Source organism: Lysinibacillus sp. TE18511, from assembly GCF_054062295.1.
Map to the genome: position 1 here is coordinate 1 of NZ_JBSSFD010000009.1, position 18,880 is coordinate 18,880.

Sequence of the window (18,880 nt, forward strand, 5' to 3'; positions counted from 1 at the left end):
AGCACTTTTTCGGACAATAGTTATGGATTCCGACCAAATCGGAGTGCTCATGACGCAGTCCGAAAAGCAAAGGGTTATATGAAGGAAGGATATCGCTGGGTTGTGGATATGGATTTAGAGAAATTCTTTGATAAGGTCAACCATGACCGACTAATGGCAACATTAGCGAAAAGAATTCGCGATAAATCATTATTAAAACTTATCCGTAAATATCTCCAAGCAGGCGTCATGATAAATGGAGTTGTTTCAAGTACAGAAGAAGGAACACCGCAAGGTGGGCCACTAAGTCCACTTCTTTCTAATATCGTGTTAGATGAACTCGATAAAGAATTAGAGATGCGTGGTCATAAATTCGTTCGATACGCAGACGACTGTAACATTTATGTGAAAAGTAAACGTGCAGGGAAACGTACGATGGCAAGTGTGCAGCAATTTATTGAAGGGAAACTGCGACTTAAAGTAAATGAACAAAAGTCAGCAGTAGACCGACCGTGGAATCGGAAGTTTTTAGGGTTTAGTTTTACCCGTCATAAAGAACCAAAGGTCCGTATTGCGAAAACAAGCCTACATCGAATGAAGAAGAAAATACGAGAAATTACCTCAAGAAAGATGCCCTATCCAATGGAATACCGCATTGAAAAACTCAACCAATATCTAATTGGTTGGTGTGGATACTTTGCGCTCGCAGATACCGCGTCCATATTTAAACTACTAGATAGTTGGATTAAGAGAAGATTGCGAATGTGTCTTTGGAAGAATTGGAAGAAACCCCGAACAAGAGTCAGAAATCTCATTCGTTTAAAAGTTCCATATGGAAAGGCATACGAATGGGGAAATACCCGGAAAGGGTACTGGCGCATCTCAAAAAGCCCCATATTACACAGAACCCTCGGCAATTCCTATTGGGAAAGCCAAGGGCTGAAAAGTCTGCAAGTTCGTTACGAAACTTTGCGTTATTCATCTTAATTGAACCGCCGTATACGGAACCGTACGTACGGTGGTGTGAGAGGTCGGGAGTTAATCACTCCCTCCTACTCGATTTGTCTAAAATTAATCAGCGTTCAGGCTTATTTGATTTAAAAGATATGAAAGGTGAAATTACTCTTAATTTTGACGCTCAGCTATCGCAATTAAAGATCCATTGCCAAGAGTTAAACGCTCAACTAGTAGAGTCATATACAATGCTGATCCTTCGCCAACAGAATCGGCAAATATTCGCTAGAGCTTGCGCCAACAAGCGACTAGTATCATAATCGTAGCGCCAACTGCGATTATAAAACGGTTACTTTGCAGAGTAGCCGTTTTTCTTTATCTCCTTATCAAAAGTTCTCGTCGGGTTTCGGATGAGTAAAGCATAGCGCCTTCATTTCACCTCTATAGCCGTTGCTAAAAACGGTTTTAAATCATAAGTTGGTGTAATTACCATCTAAAGCGTTTTGACGCTAAACCAAACGGAATTATAAGGAGGATTGAACGAAGTGAACATCACAATAGGCATCTTAGATATTCAACGGAAGATACTCGAGCAGACTGGACGTAAAACTGATGTATATTACAGCGAAGGTCAAGGCGCTTTGTACGTATTCATGGGAGACGCATTAACGGTGCAGAACGTTATTTATGCAGTGTCTGAAATGGAATTAATAACGAACGCAATTTAATGAGGAGGAATAAATTTTTCCTAAAAGTTGTCCCAAAATCTATCGTTTTAGTGTGCAGTATATAGTAGAACGAAAATTTTATAAAAAGCGATATCGATTTCTAATTTTACTCCCCTATGTATTGTAAAGGAATAAATTTTCCGAAACATGTCCGAAACTGGTTTTTCGTTCGGGTATACAAAGTAGGAGGCAAATTTTTTACTGGAAGTGTTAACGAAATTAAATTTTACTGAGGAGTATGTAGTATGAGGCAATTCCGTCGAGCAATCGGCGTTCACGTATAACAAAATAATAACCCAAAGGAGACGATACTATATTATCGAGGGAGACATTATGAAAGGGAGAGATGTTTTAAAACTACCATTCGATGATGAATTAGAAATGTATTTGAAAAGGTTAATTAAACAAAACGATATTATCCGAAATCACTATAAAAAACGTAATAAATATATTTTTATCAGTAAATTTGGAGACTCGTTAGACGTTGAATCTTAGCCTTGCGCAATTACAAAACGTTTGTCTTATTATTCTAGTAAATATCGACTAAAAGATATTAATCCACATGCTATTAGACGGCTTAAAGTGCGTGATCCCAAAGCCCTCGGTTCTGGCAGGCGCTTTCTGTTGTTCAGGCATTACATACAACTTTTTTATTTAGGGAAATAATGGATGTTTTTGAAGGAAATTGTTACTATTTAACTAACGGTATAGGTTAATAAAATACGTGGAAATTATAGAGGAGATGGAATTATTGGAAGTCCGACAAATGGCAACTGCATTTCTGATTCATCAAGGAAGTGTATTAATGATGAAAAAGGAAAATAGTAAAATCTTTAATTTTGAATTTTGGGGTGGAATTGGAGGTCATATGGAATCCAATGAAATTAATTCACCAATGAAGGCTAGTTATAGGGAGATCGAAGAAGAGACAGGCTTTAAAAAAGACGAAATCAAAAACTTTAGGCTTAAATATATTCTGCTTGAAAAAAATAGCGGAGAAATACGTCAACAATATGTTTACTTCGGAGAAACAAAACATATGAACTTTATTCCATCTGAAGAAGGAGAGTTATTTTGGGTTCCTAAGAATGAATTATCAGATTTATATACCTCGAAAATTATCAATTTAACTATTGAACACTATTTGAATAATAAAAATAGTGATGACATTTTTGTTGGAACGATGATGACTAACAATGAATCTAAATCTGAAATACAATGGTCAGCTATCAAAGAGACTGTTGGTTTTTAGTTATTTATCATCTTAATTGTGATTTGAAACTTCAAACAAAGGGGGGGACTTTAGTTTAATATTTAAGCTATTTTTTGTCCGTTTAATATGTTTAGCAACAACTTTGAGAAAACAACCGAAATAGTAATCTCATTAAAAATCACTTTGACTTCGGAAAATTTCGCTATAATTTTTTAAACGCGGGCGGTCAATCGAAAACTGCGATATTCAACGCTGTCAGAAGCATCGAGAATCGTTGAATCGGTTAGTTGGCCCTCTAAAAGAGAGTGATGTTCTAGGGACAAGCAAGTAATTGTTTTCGGGGACTTAGGGAGTAGAACATCGATCAAAGCAGCTCGTAATTTTATTATCTTCTAACTTTTATTGGTTAGGAGTTTTTTTGTATAAAAATAAGTAGAGAACAGGGGTATTTGATTTAAAGTAAAAAAGCTTTTAAGGGATTACTACCCTCTTTAGGGCTTTTTAGGTAAGAGAGTTATAATTTTCATGATGTATAGGTATTCGCTTCAGCGGCTGGTTACACTAGCGTCTCTTCACGTGGCAAGCACACCGTCCAGTGCTTAAAAGGGCAAAAGCACTTTTCTTAGTAAAAATTAGTGTACATATAAACATAAAAAAAATACAAACTAATTTTAACGTCGAAATTTTAGGAGGTTACCATGGCTAATTCAAGACATTCGAAACCAGATGATAGATCCAATAACGTTGAACGAATTCGTGATATCGTTAAGAACACTGAAGAAAAACTCCATGAAGCGGAAATTAGTTTGGAATTTGCAGACCCTATGCAAAGTGAAATGATTAAAGAAAAAAATAAGCGACGTCAAAAGTCAATTGAAGGATTAAAAGAAGAAATGAAAGATGAAATGGCAGCACGTAAAAAAGGAGAAGTGTAGAACTTGACTTTCAAAAGATGGAGATTTATGCAGAGATAAATATCTATCCTTAAGGTTCAATAAGTATTAGTACAACTGTTAAACCACTAGCTTCTTTTTCGCGAATGTTTTTGCATAACGTAAGAATGCGGGTTTCAAAAAATTGTAGTACCAGACTTTTTGTCACTAAACATTTGTGATGTGGCCTTTGTAAAAAAGATTGATCGTTTATAATAAAGAATGATAATTTGTAATAAAGTTTGATAAAAGCCACCTCTTTAATTATTTTTGAGGTGGTTTTTTAATGGATATTTGTGTTAAAATTTATGTTTGTCTTGTGGAGTACTATATTGAACGCTTATCAAGAGGGTTATTTATGTAAATATGCGGTCGTATCATGGTGAACTTCCAATGGGGGATGGATGGCTTGTTCCTCGTATTAGAAGATACACAGTTAATAGTTGTTAGATAATAAAAAATACATAGTTATAAATTATAATTTTAACTAGATAAACGTGAAGGGGAAAATATGAGAAAAAAAGTTATTTTATCATTAATGTTAATGACATTTCTTTCTGCTGTAGAAGGAACAATTGTTAGTACAGCAATCCCCCGTATAACGAGTGATTTGTCAGGCGTCGAACTTGTTAGTTGGGTATATGCAATTTATATGCTTGCCACAGCTGTTTCGACTCCAATATACGGGAAATTGGCTGATTTATTCGGTCGTAAAAAAGTTTTACTGATCGGAGCTACAATATTTTTAGTCGGTTCTGCACTTTGCGGTTTCGTTACATCGATGGAACAGCTCATTGTCTTTCGTGCCCTTCAAGGTCTAGGTGCTGGCGCTATTATGCCAATAACAATGACAATCATCGGTGACTTATATAGCGAAGTGAAAGACCGTGCAAAAGCACAGGGCTTGATTAGTGCTGTTTGGGGCGTCTCTGGTGTTATCGGACCATTAGTTGGCGGATTTTTAGTTGATTCTCTTTCTTGGCGCTACATCTTCTTCTTAAACATTCCATTTGGAATTATCGCTTGTTTAATGATTGTAATTTATTATAAAGAATCTATTAAGCCTGCTAAGCATCATATCGACTATCTTGGTGCAACAGTATTCTCATTAAGTACAATCGCTTTACTTTATGCGTTATTAACAGGTAGCAGTAAGCACAACTGGGGGGACATTACAATTATAGGCCTCTTCATCTTTGCAGCTGTTTCATTCATTATTTTCTTATTCATTGAGAAAAAATCGCCGGAACCATTAATTCCGCTAGCACTTTTCTCTAACCGTACATTATCTATTATAAATATACTAACTCTTATTTCTGGTGCAATGCTTATTAGTATTACAATGTATCTTCCAATTTGGAGCCAAGGTGTATTAGGAAAAAATGCGACAGACGCCGGACTCATTTTAATGCCACTTCCTGTTATGTGGACATTCGGCACTATTTTTTCTGGTAAATTAGTTGGTAACTTAAATACGAAACAAATCATTCTACTTGGAACTAGTGTTAATTCAGTTGCTGCCTTTTTATTATTTACATTGTCAATAGATTCACCAGCATTCCTTATTTATGTTGCAGTTGGATTATTAGGCTTAGGAATGGGGCTTGTTACACCTATCTACATGGTAACAATTCAAGCAGCTGTTCCTACTCATACGCGCGGGACAGCAATTGGCTTAAACACATTTATCAATACGTTTAGTCAAACATTAGGAGCGGCAGTTTTCGGGGCGATTTTCAACACGATGATTCATGCACATGGTATTAAAAACCTTGATCTTGTATCTTCTGGTGGACATGAAGCAACTACAGCAAACGTAGTAACCGAATCACAAGAGGCATTAGCTTCAAGTGTACATTTCATTTATATGAGTACTTTTATATTAGCATTAGTAACTTTAGTAATTGTTTGGTTCTTATTAAAGCCATCCACACAAACTAGTGAACAATAAAAATAATTAATATAAAAATAAGCTGTGAAGAGATTTTTCTTTATAGCTTATTTTTATTTCAAACATAATTTGATTTCATATGTTGCTTTAGATATTTTATCTTTACCCAAAAGTAAATCATCTGATAAACGATTCGAGCATCTTTTTTTTAGTGTACTAAGATAATAGTTACTCCCCAATTGAACATTCATGCTACTGTCCCTCCTTTGGAATTATTATATTTTTACATTTATATTAGTTGTATATAGTAACTATTTACTCTTTTTTAATTAACTTGTGGATGACATTTGTTAAAACGTATGCCATGTATATAAGTCGGAACGGAAATCAACCACACGTTATGTGATCATCCAATTTTATCTACAATTTTACTTCGCTTTTTATTTGTATCGATAAACTTTGATAATGTAACGAATAAAATTTTGGATTTATCGCCCAACTTTTTATATTTATCGACATAAACCTGTCCTAAATAAATTAAAGCGGCTTTACGAAGCCAAACTTTCCTTTTTATAGTATAATAAGCGTAAGTACAGCATTTGTTTGTGATGTGTAAGGGAAAGGATGATATTTGTATGGCAGAGAAAGTAGGACAATCTTTCGTACAACCAACACCTTCTGGAAAAGAAGAACTTGGGAAAATTGAAGTAGCAGCAGAAGTAATTGAAGTTGTTGCGGGAATCGCAGTGAACGAAGTGGAAGGAATTGCTGCAACTCGTGGTAATATTGCAACGGGCGTAGTAGAACGCTTCGGTAAAAAGGTACACAATAAAGGCATTAAATCTGGTGTCACTGAAACTGGTGAAATTTCGATTGATGTATTTTGCTCTGTGAAATATGGCTTTGCTATTCCAAAAGTAGCGAAGGAAGTGCAAACTCAAATCCGCCAAGCTATTTTTAATATGTCAGCTCTTGAAACAGCAGAGGTGAATGTCCACATTACAGGTATTCACTTTGAAAAAGATGAAGTAGCAGTACAAGAATAAAAAAAGGGGTTGCCTGTATGATGATGTATTCATCGAAAGGCAATCCCTGTTTTTTTATTTTATCAGTAGTGAATAGTATCGCTACTTTATTATATTTCAATATGCTTTGGCTTTTTCCAGAACAAAGCAAGTATCACGCCAAGTGCTAAAACAATTGTCGCAAAGTAGTAAGGATAGTTTAAATTAATATCGAACAATATCCCACCTAAAATAGGCCCAAATATATTACCAAGACTTGTGAACATAGAGTTCATACCACCAACGAATCCTTGTTCATTACCAGCGATTTTTGATAAATAAGAGGTAACGGCTGGACGTATTAAATCGAAGCCGACGAAAATAAAGAATGTGACAAATAATATCGCGAAATAGTGGCTAACGAATGTCATAGCAAAGGTTAGAACAGCAGATAGGACGAGAGATACACGGATCAGATTGATTTCGCCCATTTTCTTAATAAGCCCATCGAATAGCAATAGTTGAGCAAGGGCCCCGACTATTCCACTTCCAGTAATAATAATTGCGATATCTGAAGGCGTAAAGGCAAATTTATGATCTACAAATAGACTAAATAACGATTCAAATGCAGCTAAACCAAACGACAGTACGAAAATAAGTACGAATGGAATAAGGTATAGTGGGCTGAAAATACGCTTCATACTGCCTAACATTGATGGTGCAGACTCTTCATCATCTGAAGCACGTGTCGGTTCTTTTAACAATACAATTGAAAAGATAGCTGCAAAAAATCCAAGTATACCAGCGGAGTAAAATGGTATGCGTGTTCCGAATTCTGCTAAAAATCCACCGATTCCAGGGCCGATAATAAAACCAGTACTAATCGCTGCACTCATATAGCCCAGTGCTTTTGGACGTTGTGACAAAGTAGTAATATCAGCAATATATGCAGTCACTGCTGGCATGATAAAGGCAGCACTCACACCGCCTAGCATACGTGAAATAAAAAGTACTTCAACAGAGCCACCAAAACCAAATAACAGTTCTGAAAGGCCAAAAATAAAAAGACCAACAACAATCATAATTTTGCGGCCGATTTTATCTACGAGCTTACCTGCAATTGGGGATACGATAAGTTGTGTGATGGCAAATGCTGCAACCATATAACCAACAACAGAGCCTGAAATATTTAGCTCATTCATAATAGTTGGTAACACAGGGATCACTAATCCAATACCTAAAAAAGCAATGAAAAGATTAGATAATAAAATAGCTAATGTTAAATTTTGTTTCTTACTCATACATTTCTCCTTCAAACTTCACTTAAATCTACTAGAATATTTCCACGTAATACAATAAACCCTATAGTAACTATAGGGTCAAAAGATTTGTTTTAATTTTATTCGTTTTTTATCAGTTTGGAAGGTTCGATGAACAGTTATACAAGTTAATACAATTAATTTTATGCGAGGGCACGGTTAGATTAGAGAGTTTGTTGTCTAACTTTTAATTCAACAATAAACTTCTTTTCATGCTCAGAAGTTAATGTCGCTGGCATGTAGAGTTCATATACTTTTGACTCAAAGGTTTTTTGTTGTACCTCTACGTGTTTTCTTAGTTTTTCATAAAATGAAAAATATGTATCAGGATGATAGATAAAGGCAATACATGCATATTTGCCTGCCGGTTTAATGGTTTGCTTAACATTTGGAGAAAGCTGAGAAAATGTACGCTCAGTTAGTAGCGGTGTAAAGATAGCATCATAAATAATGTCACTAACATCTGAATACGGGGCTATTGGATAAATACAACCGTAACGACTATTTAAGACACTTCCTTCGTTTTCAATGATTTTTATTAGTGTAGCATAGTGAGTATTCGTGTTAGAAATAGGTGTAAGTTCTGTAGTAGTCACTTGTAGAATGGACATTTCTTCTTCTACTTGAACGTAAACCTCTCCGAAGACAGGGATATCAATCTGCTCTTGTAGTTGATTTTTTGTTTTATGCAAAGTATATTTTGCTTCATTTAAACGTGAAATTTTTTCCTCTATACGTTGTTCCTGTTGCTCTAAAAAACTTAGCAATTCTCCCGAAGTTAATCCGAGTGCCTTTTTTATATCTTCAAGGGCTATCCCAATATACTTAAGAGATTTTATAATATCTAAATAAAAGATTTGGTTATCATGATAATAACGATAATTCGTTAAAGTATCGATATATGCTGGTTTAAATAAATCAATTTGGTCATAGTATCGCAAGGTCTGCACTGATAAATTAGAGAGCTTGGCAACTTCACCAATTGTATAATAATGTTCTTTCATAAATTGCCTCCACTAGTAATGGCTAAAGAAATTTCGTATGGCATCCAAGCGTATTTTATGTTTACGATTCTCGTAATAAAATAGACGGGATTTACGCTCTTTCAATTGCTTGTATTGCTCCTCGCCTTCATATAATTTGAATGCTCTTTTACAGCTTGTGCATTGAACTTCAAAATGCATCATGAACACCTCAGAAGATGAAATTTTATTTCCTCCATTATAACATTTTTGGCATTTAAACAATATTGGTGGAAGATCATTTTCAACATTAAACCTAATAAAGTTGATTGTTGGGTGTTAAAATAAGCACAAAGTTGCTTGAAAAAGGTTTCAGATTATTGAAAACTTGCTTGAATTCGTGTTTCTTGTACGAATTTATGCTATTATAAACCTTAATGCCACTTAAGAAGGAGAGCTTTACATGAAACGACATGAGGCACGCGAAAAAGCGTTGCAAGTTTTGTTTCAGCTAGACAATACCGATCTAACAGTCGAAGAAGCAATGGGGCATATTAAAGGTCAACCGACAAATGTCTTCTACGAAAAGATTGTTACTGGAACAGCTGAACATTTGGAGGAAATCGATGCTACTTTAGAGCAGCATCTTGAAAAGTGGTCACTTGCCCGTCTACCCAAAATTGAAAGAACGGTTTTACGCCTAGCTGTATACGAGCTATTATACATGCCAGAAACACCAAAAAGAGTAGTACTTAATGAAGCAATCGAGTTATGCAAAACATTTGGAGACGAAAGTTCGTCAAAATTTGTTAATGGCGTACTTTCTAAATTTACAGAACAATAAAAATGTGTGGAATTGGAAGGAGTAACTAAGGTTTATGTCAAGTGCAATTATTAATGGTAAAGAAATTGGTCAAGAAATTCGTAATTCAGTAGCAGAGCGAGTATCGCGTTTAAAAGAGCAAGGCTTAACACCAGGCTTAGCGGTTGTTTTAGTAGGAGACAACCAAGCCTCAGCTACATATGTGAGAAATAAACAAAAATCTTGTGAAGCCATTGGTATGTTTTCAGAGCTGATCAAACTAGCAGAAGAAACGACACAGGAAGAATTATTAGCACAAATTGAATTATTAAATAATCGCGAAGATATTCATGGTATTTTAGTACAATTACCACTCCCAAAACATATTGATGAGGATACTGTTATTGCTACAATCGCTGTTGAAAAAGATGTAGATGGCTTCTCACCAGTAAGTGTTGGGAAAATGATGCTTGGTCAAGAAACATTTTTACCTTGTACGCCGTTTGGAGTGATGAAGCTTCTTGAGTATTCAGGGATTGATATCTCGGGAAAACATGCTGTCATTGTAGGACGTAGTCATATCGTTGGCAAACCAATGGGACAACTTCTACTGCAAAAGGATGCAACTGTTACATATACGCATTCGAGAACACCAGATTTACCATCATTCACAAAACAAGCGGATCTATTAATTGTAGCAATTGGACGTGCAAAATTTATTACGAAAGAGCATGTTAAAGAAGGAGCAGTTGTTATTGATGTCGGCATGAATCGCGACGAAAACAACAAGCTTTGCGGTGACGTAAACTATAGTGAGGTTGATGGAATTGCGTCTCATATTACACCTGTACCAGGCGGTGTGGGACCAATGACAATTACTATGTTACTTTTCAACACAGTTCAAGCAGCAGAAAATAAGCTTGCGAGTAAAGTTAAGCAATAATTTGAAAGACTCATAAGTTTGCTAATAGCCATCTCAATTTTTATTGAGATGGTTTTTTTATTTGTCTATTTGTGAATTTTTGCATCATGTCAGAAGATACATGTTAAGTAAAATCAACCCCTCATTTTGCCGGAGATATCTATATTTTATTTAATATGACATCTTAATTTCATTGACATAATAGTATTAATAACAATATGAAGGTCTCATAACTTTGTCCCAGGAAAACGCCCAGTCGGAACGAAAATCAACCACACGTTATGGTGATGAGCCATTTTAAAGAAGTTATATTAAGGCCTCTATTCAATAGATATGTTATAGTAAGATTTTCAATAGTATGAAAGACAGTCGTATTTTCTAGCAAAAACTGCATTTTGGCACGTCAGGTGCAATAAAAAATGTTATGATAGTTGTAGTTTTGTGAAAAACTTGATTTTAGTAAAGGAGCCGAAAAAATGACATCCGCTTCTTATTTAACAGTGAAAGCATTAACGAAATATATTAAAAGAAAATTTGATGCTGATCCACATTTACGTGAAGTCTACGTAAAGGGAGAACTTTCGAATGTCAAGATTCATCAATCAGGGCATATCTACTTTACTCTAAAGGATGATGGAGCGCGAATTGCGGCTACAATGTTTAAAACAGCAGCTACAAAATTAGCGTTTGAACCAAAGGAAGGTATGCAAGTATTTATCCGTGGAGATGTAAACGTTTACGAAGGCTATGGTACATATCAATTATATGTACAGGAAATGCAGCCAGATGGAATTGGTAGCTTGTTCGTTGCCTTTAACCAACTGAAAGAGCAGTTACAAAAAGAAGGGCTTTTTAAACCAGACTGGAAACAACCGATTCCTAGGTTCCCCGAAAAAATTGGTGTGTTAACATCAACAACAGGAGCAGCCATTCGAGATATTTGTACAACGTTAAAGCGTCGCTATCCACTTGCTGAAATAGTAATCTATCCAACACTTGTACAGGGAGCACAAGCAGCGCCAAACATTGTTCGTAATATTGAACGAGCAAATATTGATGCAAATTGTGATGTTCTTATCGTTGGGCGAGGTGGTGGATCGATAGAAGATTTATGGGCTTTTAACGAGGAAATTGTCGCGCGAGCTATTTTTGGTAGTCGAATACCTATTATTAGTGCGGTGGGCCATGAAACCGATACAACTATTGCTGATTACGTAGCTGATTTACGTGCACCGACACCAACAGCCGCCGCTGAAATGGCTGTACCGGATCAACAGGATTTATTTCAGCGTGTACTTACACAAAAATCACAGCTCCATCAAATAGTAAGGGCGCAACTTATGGCTGAACGGCAGCGTCTAAATAAACTCCAACAATCTTATCCGTTGTCGATGCCAGAACGTCTATATCGACCGTTTACGGAAAAGCTAGCACAGCTTGAATCGGGGTTACAAAAAGCGATGCAAGTTGATGTGATGAAGAAAACTGCAAAGCTCCAACAATTACATAGTGCGGTGGAGCAGCATTCACCGAAAAAGGCACTAACTTTCTATCAACGGGAGCTAGAAACACGCATCCAACAATTGACACGTGCTTCAACACATTATGTAACGAAGCAAAAACAACAATTTGAAGCAACTGTCAGAACTTTAGAAGCGTTGAATCCACTTGCTATTTTAACAAGAGGCTTTACGGTAGCTTATAAAGATAATGAAATGTTAAAATCATCCGCTGATGTAAAGCCGCATGATCAATTAACACTTTCCTTCCATGATGGGAAGGTTATTGCTGATGTGGTAAAGATTTTGCCAAATAATGAGGGGGAATAATTGTGGCAGAGAAACAACAAACATTCGCAGAAGCCATGACGGCACTGGAGGAAATTGTCCGCCAGCTAGAGCAAGGTGATGTGCCATTGGAAAACGCGATTGATTTATATAAACAGGGAATGGAGCTATCACAATTTTGCCATAGCAAGCTGCAGCATGCTGAGGAGCAGTTAATTTCAATTGTCCAAGAGACAGGTGAGACTACAGCATTTGATCCACTAAAGGGAGAGAACTAAGAAATGAACGAGCAATTAAAACATTTTATTGAAAGCAACATACCACAAGTTGAAGCTGAAATGTTTGCACTTGTTGAGAAAATTGATGCACCAGCCGATTTAAAAGAATCGATGCTGTATTCATTAAAAGCTGGAGGAAAACGTATTCGTCCTCTTTTCGTATTGGCTGTACTTGAGCTATATAATAAGAATTTGAAGGAAGGGTTAACGGTAGGATCAGTTATTGAAATGATTCATACGTATTCGTTAATTCATGATGATCTACCTAGCATGGATAATGATGATTTCCGTAGAGGTAAGCCGACAAATCATAAAGTATATGGTGAAGCACTAGCGACACTTGCAGGGGATGCATTGAATACACTTGCATTTGGCATTTTAGCACGCATGGATGTATCAGCTGAAAAACGTATTGAGCTTGTCAATCTTTTAAGTGTAGCAGCGGGTGCAGAAGGTATGGTTGGTGGTCAAGTACTCGATATGGAAGGTGAAAAGCGTCAGCTAAACTTAGCTGAACTAGAGCATGTCCATGTTAATAAAACGGGTGCTTTATTACGATTTAGTATTGAAGCTGGAGCTGTATTAGCCGATGTAACGCAAGAAGAGCGCACAATTTTAAAGGAATATGCGCATCATATTGGCCTGGCCTTCCAAATTCAAGACGATATTTTAGATATTGAGGGAACTACAGAAGAACTAGGTAAAACTGCAGGTAAGGATGTAGCAAGTGATAAAAGCACATACCCCGCACTGTTATCTTTAGATGGAGCAAAAGAAAAGCTTGCTGAGCATTATCAGCACGCCATTAACGCGTTAGAGAAATTACAAGTAGATGTCAGCTTATTACGTGAGTTTGCAGCCTATATTGTTCATCGTAAAAACTAGGAGAAAATCAAGGCGTTTAGGGCAAAGAATATGCTAGAATAGGTGAGGGCGTTTGCCGATTTGCAAACAGTAAAGTGTTCGTACTTTTAGCATATTGATAACACTGTTATAATGGTGGAAACACAATTACGGTGAATAATTTATTGAAAAGGTGTGTGAGAAAGGTGGATTTAAATAAAATTACTAGTCCATCCTTTTTAAAAAACTTAGATAAGAAGGGTCTTGAGCAACTTGCACAAGAAATTCGTACTTTCTTAATCGAAAAATGTTCTGTCACAGGAGGTCATATCGGGCCGAACCTAGGTGTTGTGGAGTTAACGATTATGCTCCATAAAATGTTTGACAGTCCGCAAGATAAGTTTTTATGGGATGTAGGCCACCAAGCTTACGTGCACAAAATTTTGACAGGTCGTGCGAGTCAATTTGACACATTACGTCAGTTTAAAGGGCTTTGTGGTTTTCCAAAGCTTGTGGAGAGTGAACATGATGAGTGGGAAACAGGTCATAGCTCGACATCTTTGTCAGGAGCCATGGGTATGGCTGCAGCACGTGATATTAAAAATGAAAAGAATTTCGTGATACCAATTATTGGAGATGGAGCGTTAACTGGCGGTATGGCGCTTGAGGCATTAAACCATATTGGCCATGCCAAAACAAATATGATTGTCATTTTAAATGATAATGAAATGTCAATCGCTCCAAACGTCGGAGCGTTACACGGTGTACTAGGACGACTTCGTACAGCCAAGGAATATTCAAAAGCAAAAGAAGAACTGGAATCTCTAATTAATAAGATTCCTTTACTTGGTGGGAAGCTTGCTTCAACTGCTGAGCGCTTAAAAGATAGCTTAAAATATTTAGTGGTATCAGGTGTGTTCTTTGAGGAGTTAGGTTTTAAATATCTAGGACCGATTGACGGACATGATTTCGATGCTCTTGAGGCATCATTATCACAAGCTAAAAAAGTAAAAGGCCCAGTGCTCGTTCATGTTATTACGAAAAAAGGCAAAGGTTATAAACCTGCTGAAGAAGATACAATTGGTAATTGGCATGGTACAGGCCCTTATAAAATTGACAATGGTGCCTTTGTAAAGTCAGAAGCAAAAGGTCCTGCATGGAGTAGTTTGATTGCTGAGACTGTCCGCAAAATTGCACATGAGGATAAACGAGTAGTTACAATAACTCCTGCAATGCCAGTAGGCTCGAAATTACAAGGAATTCAAAAGGATTTCCCAGAACGTTTCTTTGATGTAGGGATTGCTGAACAACATGCAGCTACGATGGCGGCCGGTCTAGCAACACAAAAAATGAAGCCGTTTTTAGCTATTTATTCAACATTCCTTCAACGTGCCTATGATCAAGTACTGCATGATATCGCTCGTCCAAACATGAATGTCTTTATCGGGATTGATCGCGCTGGCTTAGTTGGCGCAGATGGTGAAACGCATCAAGGTGTATTTGATATTGCTTTCCTTCGTCATATCCCAAATATGACAATTATGATGCCAAAGGATGAAAATGAAGGTCAGCATATGGTAAAAACAGCTATTGACTATGATGGCGGTCCAATTGCGTTACGTTATCCACGAGGTAATGGGGTAGGTGTTCCGTTAGATGATGAGCTAATAACTTTACCGATTGGCAGCTGGGAAGTATTACGTGAAGGTAAAGATGCAACGATTTTAACCTTTGGTACAACGATTCCAATGGCAATGGAAGCGGCCAATATGCTAGCACAGCAAGGTGTGGAGATAGAAGTAGTTAATGCTCGTTTCATTAAACCGATGGATGAGGATATGCTCCATCGTTTATTATCTAGTCGTAAACCAATATTAACGATTGAAGAAGCAGTTCTACAAGGTGGCTTTGGTAGCGGAGTATTAGAATTCGCCCATGACCATGGCTATTTAGGTGCACTGATCGATCGTATGGGTATCCCAGATCAATTTATTGAGCATGGCAATGTAGATCAGCTACTCGCTGAGATTCATATGACGGCTGAAGATACAGTGGCACGTATGCAAGTGTTACTTCAACAAAAACAGCAAGTAGGTTTGAATAAATAATGACAAAACATCCGAAAGAACGTGTAGACATTTTACTTGTAGAGCGTGGGCTATGTGAAACACGTGAAAAAGCAAAGCGCTCTATTATGGCAGGGCTTGTTTTTTCTAATGAAACTCGCATCGATAAAGCGGGGGAGAAAATAGCAATAGATGCACCACTGCAAGTAAAAGGTTCCGATATAAAATATGTTAGTCGTGGTGGCTTAAAGCTAGAAAAGGCACTACAAATTTTTGATATGTCTGTAGAAGGGAAGCTAATGCTCGATATTGGCTCCTCTACAGGCGGTTTTACAGACTGTGCTTTACAGCATGGCGCAAGACACTGCTATGCATTAGATGTTGGTTCCAACCAATTGGCTTGGAAAATTCGCTCTGATGAACGTGTAACCGTAATGGAAAAAACAAATTTCCGTTATACGACAGCGCCAGATTTAACAGAAGGCTTACCAGACTTTGCAACAATTGATGTCAGCTTTATTTCATTATCGCTGATTTTACCTGTCTTAAAAACGCTGTTAATGCCAGGTGGCGATGTAATGGCACTAGTAAAGCCTCAGTTTGAAGCTGGAAAAGAGAATGTCGGTAAAAAAGGTATTGTTCGCGATAAAAAAGTACATCTAGAAGTTTTAGAAAAAACAGCTGCAATGGCAACGGAGGTTGGCTTTGTCGTTAAGGATGCTTCGTTTTCTCCAATTACAGGAGGAGAGGGGAATATTGAATTTTTATTCCATTTAGTGAATCCTATTGATCATGAAGAAATTTCTGCATATACAGCTTTTAATGCACTCGTTGAAGAAGCGCATAGTGCACTAAAATAACACGTGCTCGTCTACAGAGCCGTGTTTTTTCTTGTGCTTTACTGTATAAAATGGTAGTGTGAATATACAAATAACTAACTATTTATAAGAGGTGACCAACATGAATAAAGGACAAAGACATATACGAATTCGGGATATTATTGCCAATCATGAAATTGAAACACAAGATGACTTAGTCGATTTTTTAAAGGATGCAGGATATAATGTGACACAAGCAACGGTATCACGAGATATAAAAGAACTTCATCTTGTGAAAGTACCATTACAAGATGGACGCTATAAATATAGTTTGCCGGCAGATCAACGTTTCAATCCTGTACAAAAATTACATCGTGCGTTGGCTGATGCTTTTGTCAGTATTGATGGTGCATCTCACTTTTTAGTAATGAAGGCTCTTCCTGGTAATGCCAATGCTATTGCGTCACTGCTTGACCATTTAGATTGGCCAGAAATTTTAGGTACTATTTCTGGAGATGATACTATTTTAATTATTTGTCGTGATGAAAATGAGCGTGAAAATACAAAAAATCGCTTATTAGACATGCTATAAAATAGCAAGGTAATTTGATACAGAGGTGACATTTTGTGTTAAGAGAGCTTAGTATTCGAAACTTTGCCATTATTGAGGATTTAACAGTTAGCTTCTCAGGTGGTTTAACTGTTTTAACAGGTGAAACAGGTGCAGGAAAATCAATTATTATAGATGCAGTGCATTTACTTGCTGGCGGTCGAGGGAATTCTGAATTTATTCGTCATGGAGCTAAAAAGGCTGAATTAGGTGGTTTATTTCAAATTTCGAGTTCTGGGCATCCTGTTTATAAGAAACTTGAAGATGCAGGCATTGAAATTGAAGAAGATACCATTATTTTGCGCCGTGATTTAAATGATTCTGGAAAAAGTGTTTGTCGTGTAAACGGTAAGCTTGTGCCATTGTCTGTACTACGTGATATTGGAGCTAGCCTCATCGATATTCATGGACAACATGAAAATCAAGAACTAATGGATGAGAAACAGCATATCTATTTGCTTGACCACTTTGCCGAGGAACAACTTACACCAATTCAAGACTTGTACGGTTCCCAGTATGATGAATATCGTTCACTAAAAAAAGAATTAGCTTCGATTTCGATTGATGAACAGTTAATGGCGCAGCGTATTGATTTGTACCAATTCCAAATGAAAGAGCTAGAGGATGCCAAATTAAAGCTTGGCGAGGAAGATGAGCTTCTTGATGAACGTCGCCGTCTTATGAATTTCAATAAGATTTTCGAACGTTCAAATGCAGCATACGAAGCTATTCAAGGTGATTCAAAAGGCCTTGATTGGATTGGCAATGCAATGGGTGCCTTAGAAGATGCTGCAAACGTTGATGAGCAATTTAAAGAGGCTTCAGAATCTGTCACCACTGCATTTTATGCGTTACAGGATGCAGCTTACCAGGTTAAAAATGTGTTAGACGAATTAGAATTTGATCCTGCACGTTTAAATGAGGTGGAGCAACGTTTAGCCTTATTACAAAATTTGAAGCGCAAATATGGTTCAACAATCGAAGAGATATTAGCGTATTACGATAAAATTAAAACAGAGCTAAATGAGCTCTTAAATCGCGATGAAATTTTGCAAGTAAAAGAACAAAAATTACTAAAAATGGAAGCGGTGCTAAATGAGCTTGCTGCAGAACTTTCGACTGTACGAAAAGCTGCTGCACATAATTTAAGTGAAGCTATTATGGCTGAACTACGTGAATTACATATGGAAAAAGCAAAATTTATTGTTAATTTTGATGAATTGCCTTATTTTGATGCGAATGGTAAAGACCAAGTAATTTTCTATATTTCAACGAATGTAGGAGAGCCACCAAAATCTTTACCGAAAATTGCTTCTGGTGGAGAGTTATCGCGTATGATGCTTGCACTAAAGACGATTTTCTCTTCCTCTAATGGCATAACGTCTATTATTTTTGATGAGGTAGATACAGGTGTAAGCGGTCGTGTAGCGCAAGCAATTGCAGAAAAAATTGCAGCAATATCCATCAACTCTCAAGTTTTGTGTATTTCGCATTTACCACAAGTGGCTGCGATGGCAGATCATCATTATTTTATTAAAAAAGAAGTCGAACATGATCGAACATTTACGTCATTGCTGGAAATAGATACGGATGCACGTATTGAAGAAGTAAGCCGGATGATATCTGGAGCAGAAATTACAGAGCTAACATTGCAGCACGCTACAGAGCTGTTAAATATGGCTAATGAACGAAAAAAACAAATGAGATAGCGAAGAAAATCAGAGACAGCTCCGTTGTTTCTGGTTTTTTTCTTTTTGCACAAATATTTACCG

The 18,880-nt window shown here is 36.9% G+C and carries 19 protein-coding genes; 16 read left to right on the forward strand and 3 right to left on the reverse strand.

Features of this window, described 5'->3' with window-relative positions; translation table 11 throughout:
- From ltrA to ACVWXS_RS08790, 6 genes are all read left to right on the forward strand, one after another.
- The coding region (gene ltrA / locus ACVWXS_RS08765; RefSeq protein WP_456957666.1) for a group II intron reverse transcriptase/maturase at window positions 1–966 on the forward strand (966 nt) is incomplete at its 5' end.
- A 512-nt stretch (window positions 967–1,478) separates the two neighbouring features.
- Window positions 1,479–1,661 (forward strand): hypothetical protein, encoded by a 183-nt coding sequence (locus tag ACVWXS_RS08770; protein WP_456957668.1) that lies wholly within the window; start codon window positions 1,479–1,481, stop codon window positions 1,659–1,661.
- A gap of 333 nt (window positions 1,662–1,994) precedes the next feature.
- Window positions 1,995–2,156, forward strand: a complete 162-nt coding sequence (locus tag ACVWXS_RS08775) for a hypothetical protein (RefSeq protein WP_456957670.1) — start codon at window positions 1,995–1,997, stop codon at window positions 2,154–2,156.
- A gap of 247 nt (window positions 2,157–2,403) precedes the next feature.
- Window positions 2,404–2,913, forward strand: coding sequence for an NUDIX domain-containing protein (locus tag ACVWXS_RS08780; protein WP_456957901.1), 510 nt, complete (start codon window positions 2,404–2,406; stop codon window positions 2,911–2,913).
- Between the two features lie 659 nt (window positions 2,914–3,572).
- Window positions 3,573–3,809 (forward strand): small acid-soluble spore protein Tlp, encoded by a 237-nt coding sequence (tlp, locus tag ACVWXS_RS08785; RefSeq protein ID WP_053595505.1) that lies wholly within the window; start codon window positions 3,573–3,575, stop codon window positions 3,807–3,809.
- A gap of 508 nt (window positions 3,810–4,317) precedes the next feature.
- Window positions 4,318–5,757 carry an MDR family MFS transporter gene (locus ACVWXS_RS08790; protein WP_456957673.1) on the forward strand — a complete coding sequence of 480 codons (1,440 nt, stop codon included), beginning with the start codon at window positions 4,318–4,320 and terminating at the stop codon, window positions 5,755–5,757.
- 53 nt (window positions 5,758–5,810) lie between these two features.
- Here the strand turns inward: ACVWXS_RS08790 and ACVWXS_RS08795 are convergent, their stop codons facing one another.
- Window positions 5,811–5,948 carry a hypothetical protein gene (locus ACVWXS_RS08795; RefSeq protein WP_456957675.1) on the reverse strand — a complete coding sequence of 46 codons (138 nt, stop codon included), beginning with the start codon at window positions 5,946–5,948 and terminating at the stop codon, window positions 5,811–5,813.
- A 384-nt stretch (window positions 5,949–6,332) separates the two neighbouring features.
- On the opposite strand from ACVWXS_RS08795, the gene ACVWXS_RS08800 reads away from it, so the two are divergent.
- Complete coding sequence (locus ACVWXS_RS08800; RefSeq protein WP_068984769.1) at window positions 6,333–6,743, forward strand: Asp23/Gls24 family envelope stress response protein; 411 nt, start codon at window positions 6,333–6,335, stop codon at window positions 6,741–6,743.
- An 89-nt stretch (window positions 6,744–6,832) separates the two neighbouring features.
- On the opposite strand, the gene ACVWXS_RS08805 is transcribed toward ACVWXS_RS08800, so the two are convergent.
- The gene (locus ACVWXS_RS08805) at window positions 6,833–8,002 is read right to left on the reverse strand and encodes an MFS transporter (RefSeq protein WP_456957677.1); all 1,170 of its coding nucleotides are present in this window, start codon (window positions 8,000–8,002) and stop codon (window positions 6,833–6,835) included.
- Window positions 8,003–8,184: 182 nt separating this feature from the next.
- Complete coding sequence (locus ACVWXS_RS08810; RefSeq protein WP_456957679.1) at window positions 8,185–9,024, reverse strand: MerR family transcriptional regulator; 840 nt, start codon at window positions 9,022–9,024, stop codon at window positions 8,185–8,187.
- A 421-nt stretch (window positions 9,025–9,445) separates the two neighbouring features.
- Between ACVWXS_RS08810 and nusB the strand changes: the two genes are divergently transcribed.
- The 9 genes from nusB (at window position 9,446) to recN (ending at window position 18,817) form a co-directional block, all read left to right on the forward strand.
- Window positions 9,446–9,826 carry a transcription antitermination factor NusB gene (gene nusB, locus ACVWXS_RS08815; RefSeq protein ID WP_068984766.1) on the forward strand — a complete coding sequence of 127 codons (381 nt, stop codon included), beginning with the start codon at window positions 9,446–9,448 and terminating at the stop codon, window positions 9,824–9,826.
- Between the two features lie 34 nt (window positions 9,827–9,860).
- On the forward strand, window positions 9,861–10,727 hold the full coding sequence (gene folD, locus ACVWXS_RS08820) for a bifunctional methylenetetrahydrofolate dehydrogenase/methenyltetrahydrofolate cyclohydrolase FolD (RefSeq protein ID WP_456957681.1): 867 nt from the start codon (window positions 9,861–9,863) through the stop codon (window positions 10,725–10,727).
- 455 nt (window positions 10,728–11,182) lie between these two features.
- On the forward strand, window positions 11,183–12,535 hold the full coding sequence (gene xseA / locus ACVWXS_RS08825; RefSeq protein ID WP_456957683.1) for an exodeoxyribonuclease VII large subunit: 1,353 nt from the start codon (window positions 11,183–11,185) through the stop codon (window positions 12,533–12,535).
- A 2-nt stretch (window positions 12,536–12,537) separates the two neighbouring features.
- Entirely contained in the window at window positions 12,538–12,771 is a 234-nt protein-coding gene (gene xseB / locus ACVWXS_RS08830) for an exodeoxyribonuclease VII small subunit (RefSeq protein WP_053597070.1), read from the forward strand.
- Between the two features lie 3 nt (window positions 12,772–12,774).
- Window positions 12,775–13,656, forward strand: coding sequence for a polyprenyl synthetase family protein (locus ACVWXS_RS08835; protein ID WP_374966148.1), 882 nt, complete (start codon window positions 12,775–12,777; stop codon window positions 13,654–13,656).
- 164 nt (window positions 13,657–13,820) lie between these two features.
- The gene (gene dxs / locus ACVWXS_RS08840; RefSeq protein WP_368636662.1) at window positions 13,821–15,722 is read left to right on the forward strand and encodes a 1-deoxy-D-xylulose-5-phosphate synthase; all 1,902 of its coding nucleotides are present in this window, start codon (window positions 13,821–13,823) and stop codon (window positions 15,720–15,722) included.
- Window positions 15,722–16,540, forward strand: a complete 819-nt coding sequence (locus ACVWXS_RS08845; protein ID WP_402988779.1) for a TlyA family RNA methyltransferase — start codon at window positions 15,722–15,724, stop codon at window positions 16,538–16,540. The genes dxs and ACVWXS_RS08845 overlap by 1 nt, the downstream gene beginning before the upstream one ends.
- Before the next feature lie 100 nt (window positions 16,541–16,640).
- Complete coding sequence (gene ahrC / locus ACVWXS_RS08850) at window positions 16,641–17,090, forward strand: transcriptional regulator AhrC/ArgR (protein WP_054612951.1); 450 nt, start codon at window positions 16,641–16,643, stop codon at window positions 17,088–17,090.
- A gap of 35 nt (window positions 17,091–17,125) precedes the next feature.
- Window positions 17,126–18,817 (forward strand): DNA repair protein RecN, encoded by a 1,692-nt coding sequence (gene recN / locus ACVWXS_RS08855; RefSeq protein WP_456957688.1) that lies wholly within the window; start codon window positions 17,126–17,128, stop codon window positions 18,815–18,817.
- The last annotated feature ends 63 nt before the right edge of the window (window positions 18,818–18,880 follow it).

Excerpts from the sequence above, each read along its gene's own strand:
- tlp (WP_053595505.1), top strand. The coding sequence starts at position 3,573 with ATGGCTAATTCAAGACATTCGAAACCAGATGATAGATCCAATAACGTT.
- ACVWXS_RS08845 (WP_402988779.1), top strand. The coding sequence starts at position 15,722 with ATGACAAAACATCCGAAAGAACGTGTAGACATTTTACTTGTAGAGCGT.
- ACVWXS_RS08800 (WP_068984769.1), top strand. The coding sequence starts at position 6,333 with ATGGCAGAGAAAGTAGGACAATCTTTCGTACAACCAACACCTTCTGGA.
- folD (WP_456957681.1), top strand. The coding sequence starts at position 9,861 with ATGTCAAGTGCAATTATTAATGGTAAAGAAATTGGTCAAGAAATTCGT.
- xseA (WP_456957683.1), top strand. The coding sequence starts at position 11,183 with ATGACATCCGCTTCTTATTTAACAGTGAAAGCATTAACGAAATATATT.
- ACVWXS_RS08810 (WP_456957679.1), bottom strand. The coding sequence starts at position 9,024 with ATGAAAGAACATTATTATACAATTGGTGAAGTTGCCAAGCTCTCTAAT.
- ACVWXS_RS08775 (WP_456957670.1), top strand. The coding sequence starts at position 1,995 with ATGAAAGGGAGAGATGTTTTAAAACTACCATTCGATGATGAATTAGAA.
- ACVWXS_RS08795 (WP_456957675.1), bottom strand. The coding sequence starts at position 5,948 with ATGAATGTTCAATTGGGGAGTAACTATTATCTTAGTACACTAAAAAAA.
- ahrC (WP_054612951.1), top strand. The coding sequence starts at position 16,641 with ATGAATAAAGGACAAAGACATATACGAATTCGGGATATTATTGCCAAT.
- ACVWXS_RS08780 (WP_456957901.1), top strand. The coding sequence starts at position 2,404 with ATGGAATTATTGGAAGTCCGACAAATGGCAACTGCATTTCTGATTCAT.
- nusB (WP_068984766.1), top strand. The coding sequence starts at position 9,446 with ATGAAACGACATGAGGCACGCGAAAAAGCGTTGCAAGTTTTGTTTCAG.
- ACVWXS_RS08805 (WP_456957677.1), bottom strand. The coding sequence starts at position 8,002 with ATGAGTAAGAAACAAAATTTAACATTAGCTATTTTATTATCTAATCTT.
- ACVWXS_RS08790 (WP_456957673.1), top strand. The coding sequence starts at position 4,318 with ATGAGAAAAAAAGTTATTTTATCATTAATGTTAATGACATTTCTTTCT.
- ACVWXS_RS08835 (WP_374966148.1), top strand. The coding sequence starts at position 12,775 with ATGAACGAGCAATTAAAACATTTTATTGAAAGCAACATACCACAAGTT.